Source organism: Paraconexibacter sp., from assembly GCF_041602235.1.
Classification (GTDB): Bacteria; Actinomycetota; Thermoleophilia; order Solirubrobacterales; family Solirubrobacteraceae; genus Paraconexibacter.
In genome coordinates, this window is the sequence record NZ_JBFIGP010000272.1 from 1 (window position 1) to 5079 (window position 5079).

Here is a 5079-nt window from a genome sequence, read left to right on the forward strand (position 1 = left end):
CCACGCGCCCGCAGGGCGATGTCGACCCGGAGACCTCCGAGCTCATCTCCGGCCTGCAGCGGGCGGCGGAGCGGCTCCGCGCCCGCGTCGACACCCTCGACGCGCCGCCCCCGGACGAGGTGCCGAGCGCGGCGGACGAGATGCCGGGCGCGGCGGACGAGACGCCGAGGGCGGCCGACGAGCAGGCGCGTACCGACGAGGCAGCGACCGGCGAGCCGTCTGCGGACATGGGGCGGGCGAACGATCCCGTCCTGGAGGACCCGGCGGTGCAGGAGCCCATCCCGCCGTCCCTCCCGCCGCGCGAGCGCTCCTGGGCGGTGCAGCAGGCAGCCGCCGCGATGGGGGACGCCTTCGCGACCCAGCCGACGACCGAGCCCGATGCGGTCGTGCTCGCCCGGGTGCCGCGACCGGTCCCGCCGATGCCGGCCGGGCCCGCCGAACCGCCTCGCGCGACGTCCTCCCCGGACCCGCAGGGGGATGTCCAAGTCCTCGAGGCCCGCAGTACGGCGGACGGTCCCGGTCGCCCCTGGGTCGCGGCCGCGCTGGCGCGGACGGCGGATGGCGGCGGCGAGCGACTCGACGCGGCGCTGGCGGCGGTGTTCCGGGCCCAGGCGTCGCGGACGCAGCACGACCTCGACTACGACCTGAGGATCGACGGGCTCGGCGCGTGGCGCGTGAGCCTGCGCGACGGGATGGCGACCTCCCATCGGCTCGACGCCGGCCTGGGTGGCGATGTCGACGTCGCCGTGAGCGGGACGCTCGATCAGGTGGCTCCGCTGCTGCAGGGCGGGGCGGCACGCCGGTTGGCCGGGGCTCGGGTCAGCGGGCGCCGGCGGCGCCTGCGCCGGGTCCTGCGGGACCTCCGTGCCCCGCTGGGTGTCGCCGAGCTCGCTGCGGCCGGCGCCGACGCCGGGCTGCTGCTGGAGCTCCTGTGCGCCGCGGTACCGACCGAGCACGTGGCGGGTCACGACTTCACCGTCGCCTACGCGTTGGACGGCGCCGACGACGCGCGCTGGCACGTCCGCGCCGATCGCGCGCTGCGGGTCGGCGCCGGTGCCCCCGTGGACGAGAACGCGAGCACCGTGCACGTCAGCTCCGAGGCCCTGCCGGGACTCCTGGAGGGGCGAGGGCTGCCGCCCGGGGAGCGCGTCACGGTGACCGGCGCGGTCAGCCCGGTGGCTCTCCTGCACCGCTGGTTCGACGCCGCTCGCGGTGTCGCGTCGTGATGGCGCGCGGCGTCCACCACGCCCCCGGCGAGACCGTCGGCACCGTCCGCCCCGACCCCTACCGTTCCTGAGACCCGTGTCCGTCCCGACCGTCGCGCATCTCCACGTCCATTCCGAGTACTCGCTGCTCGACGGGGCCTGCAAGCTCCAGGCTCTCGCGGAACGCGCCGCGGCGTTCGGTCAGCCGGCCCTCGGCCTCACCGATCACGGGGTGATGAACGGTGCGGTCGAGCACTACAAGGCGTGCAAGAAGGCCGGGATCAAGCCGATCATCGGCTGTGAGATCTACTTCGTGGACGATCACGCCCACAAGGGCCGGGGGGAGCGCAACCACCTGACGTTGCTGGCCTCGACCAACGAGGGGTACCAGAACCTCGTGCGGCTCTCGTCGCTGGGGTTCACCGAGGGCCTGAACATGGGCAAGCCCCAGATCGACATGGGGCAGCTCGCCAGCCACGGCAAGGGCATCATCGCGTTGACGGGCTGCTTGGCCTCGCGGGCCTCGCAGCGGCTGGTCAACGGGGCGTTCGACGACGCGCGGGGGCACATCGACGATCTGTTCGGGGCGTTCGGCCGCGAGAACGTGTACTTCGAGATCCAGCAGAACGGGATCGCCGAGCAGACGGTGGTCAACGAGGGGATCGTGAAGATCGCCCGCGAGCTGGGCGGCAAGCTGGTCGGTACCGGGGATGTGCACTACCTGCGCCGCGAGGACTACCACCACCACGCGGCGTTGCTGTGCGTGAACACGAAGTCGACGCTGGCGGAGCCGAAGCTGTCGTTCGACACCAACGAGTTCTTCCTCAAGAGCAACGAGGAGATGGCGTCGGACTTCGCGAAGTACCCGGAGGCGCTGGCCTCGACGCTGGAGATCGCCGAGCGCTGCGACGTGGAGATCCCGCTGGGTGGTCAGTTGATCCCGCGGTTCCTGCCGGAGGGTGAGGACGAGCGGGCCTACCTGCGCGAGCTGGTGCTCGCGGGCCTGCACGAGCGCTACGGCAGCCCGATCCCGGCGCGGGCGATCGAGCGGATGGAGATGGAGCTCGGGGTCATCGACCGCATGGGCTTCAACGCCTACTTCCTGATCGTGTGGGATTTCGTGAAGTACGCGAAGGACCACGGGATCGCGGTGGGTCCGGGTCGTGGGTCGGCGGCGGGCTCGTTGATCGCGTACTCGCTGCGGATCACCGATCTGGATCCGTTGAAGTACGACCTGCTGTTCGAGCGGTTCCTGAACCCCGAGCGGGTGTCGATGCCGGATATCGACATCGACTTCTCGGTGCGTGGCCGGGAGAAGGTCATGCAGTACGTGGTGGGCAAGTACGGCCGCGAGTCCGTCGCCCAGATCATCACGTTCGGCAAGATGGCCCCGCGGGCCGCCACCAAGGACGCGGCGCGGGTCCTCGGGCATCCGTACCAGGTGGGGGAGGAGATCTCCCAGCTCGTCCCCGAGCCCGAGCAGGGACGGAGCCCGAGCTTCGAGAAGTGCCTCGCGGAGGGCGAGCCGCTGCGGCTGCGCTACGACAGCGACCCGACCGCCAAGCAGGTCGTCGACATCGCCCGCGGCCTCGAGGGCATCGTCCGCAACAACTCGATCCACGCGGCCGCGGTCGTGATCGCGGGCATGCCGCTGACCGACGTGGTGCCGGTCCAGCTGACGGAGGACAAGTCCGGTCCGGCGATCCCGGGCGGCGGGAAGAACTACAAGCTCGTCACGCAGTTCTCGATGAAGCCGGTCGAGGAACTCGGCCTGCTCAAGATGGATTTCCTGGGCCTGCGCAACCTCGACGTGATCGAGGACGCGCTGGACATCATCGAGCGGTCCACCGGCACCCGTCCGGACATGAACACCCTGCCGCTGGACGACGCGCGCACCTACGAGATGCTCGCGCGTGGTGATTCGGTGGGGGTGTTCCAGTTCGAGTCCGAGGGCATGCGCGAGGCGCTCAAGAAGGTCAAGCCCACGGTCTTCGACGACCTGGTGGCGCTGGTGTCGCTGTACCGGCCGGGCGCGATGGACCAGATCCCCACGTACGCGCGGGGCAAGAAGGACCCCAACTCGGTGCGGATCGCCGACGAGCGCCTGGAGCCGATCATCGGCCCGACCTACGGCGTGATCCTGTACCAGGAGCAGGCGATGCTCATCTCCAAGGAGCTCGCCGGGTTCACGGGGGCGCAGGCCGACGACCTGCGCAAGGCGATCGGCAAGAAGAACCGCGAGGCGATGGCGGCGCTCAAGCCGGCGTTCTTCGAGGGCTGCGCCGCCAACGGCGTGGACGCCCGCGTGGTCGAGGACCTGTGGGCGACGAACGAGAAGTCCGCCGACTACTCCTTCAACAAGTCCCACGCCGCGTGCTACGCGCTGATCTCCTACCGGACGGCGTGGCTGAAGGCCAACTACCCCGCCGAGTACATGGCCGCGCTGATCAGCTCGGTCATGAACACCAAGGACAAGGTCCCGTTCTTCGTCGCGCGCTGCGACGAGATGGGCATCTCGATCCTGCCCCCGTGCGTCAACGTCTCCGACCACGAGTTCGTCGTCGTCGAAGGGGCGATCCGCTTCGGCCTGGACGCCGTCAAGGGCGTGGGACACGGGGCGGTCGAGGCGATCAAGGCGGCGCGGGAGGACGGAGGCCCGTTCGTCTCGCTCTGGGACTTCTGCGAGCGGGTGGATCACCGTGCCGCGAACCGCAAGACGATCGAGGCCCTGATCAAGTCCGGGGCGTTCGACCAGACCGGGGCGACGCGCCGCGGCATGCTCGAGGTGCTCGAGCAGGCCCAGTCGGCCGGCCAGAAGGTCCAGCAGGACGCCCAGATCGGTCAGGGGTCGATCTTCGATCTGGGCCCCGAGCCGGGGTTGGCCGGTGGTAGCGGTGCCGCTGCCGTGTTCGCCGTGCAGCACCCGCCGATCCCCACCGAGGAGTTCGACAAGAACGAGCTGCTCGCCTTCGAGAAGGAGGCGATCGGCGTGTTCGTGTCGGCGCATCCGCTCAAGGACGTCCGCGCCGCCCTGCGCGTCAAGGCCGACATCTCGCTCGGCGAGATCGCCAAGGTGACGCACGGGGACTGGGTGACCGCCGGCGGGATCATCTCGGCGACCCGTCAGCTGCGCACGCGGACCGGCAGCCAGATGATGTTCGTGACGATCGACGATCTCGAGGGCACCGTCGAGGCGATCGCGTTCGAGAAGACGATCACGGAGTACGCGGACCTCCTGGTGCCGGACACCGTGGTCCTGGTCAAGGGCAAGGTCGAGCACGGGGACCGCGGCACGTCCATGGTCCTGTCCTCGATCGAGAAGTTCGCGCCGAGCGAGGCCCAGGTGGCCGCCGCCGAGGTCCAGCTCGCCGAGGAGCAGAAGGGGCCGGAGGAGATCCGGGTCCGCCTCGACGCCGCCGCGGTGCAGGCGTCGATCATCGACGAGCTGAAGTACGTGCTCGAGAACTTCCCGGGCGAGAGCGAGGTGGTGCTCGACATCACCACCTCGGCCGGTCCTCGCCTGCTGCGGCTCGGTCCCGAGTACCGCGGGAACAACACCCCGACGCTGCGGGCGGAGCTCGCCCGGGCGATCGGCACGGCCAGCACCTCGGTACCTGCGGCATAGGTCGCACTTGACCTGGCGTTGCCGGGTCCGGCGCGCTCGGTGGTACCGTCCGGACCGCGGCCTTCCGCTCTTCCGCTGGACCGGGGGCGGGAGGCCGCAACCCTTCCTTGCCTGGCGCGGTGCCGCTCGTCAGGAAGCGCGTGTGGCGAGGCCCTCCGTGCGCATCTCCCGGGCGATCTCGAGGTCGCGCGCCACGACGCCCTTCCCCTCGACGCCCGGGCCCTCGAAGATCATGGGCAGGCCCTCGAA

1 protein-coding gene and 1 pseudogene are annotated in these 5079 nt (G+C 70.6%); both read left to right on the forward strand.

Annotated features, from left to right (window positions below; all coding sequences use genetic code 11):
- Window positions 1-1226 (forward strand): annotated as a pseudogene (locus ABYE80_RS16885) (hypothetical protein); the annotation flags it as partial.
- A gap of 76 nt (window positions 1227-1302) precedes the next feature.
- Window positions 1303-4830: a DNA polymerase III subunit alpha gene (dnaE, locus tag ABYE80_RS16890; protein ID WP_372791474.1), complete on the forward strand. Its 3528-nt coding sequence runs from the start codon at window positions 1303-1305 to the stop codon at window positions 4828-4830.
- Window positions 4831-5079: the final 249 nt, after the last annotated feature.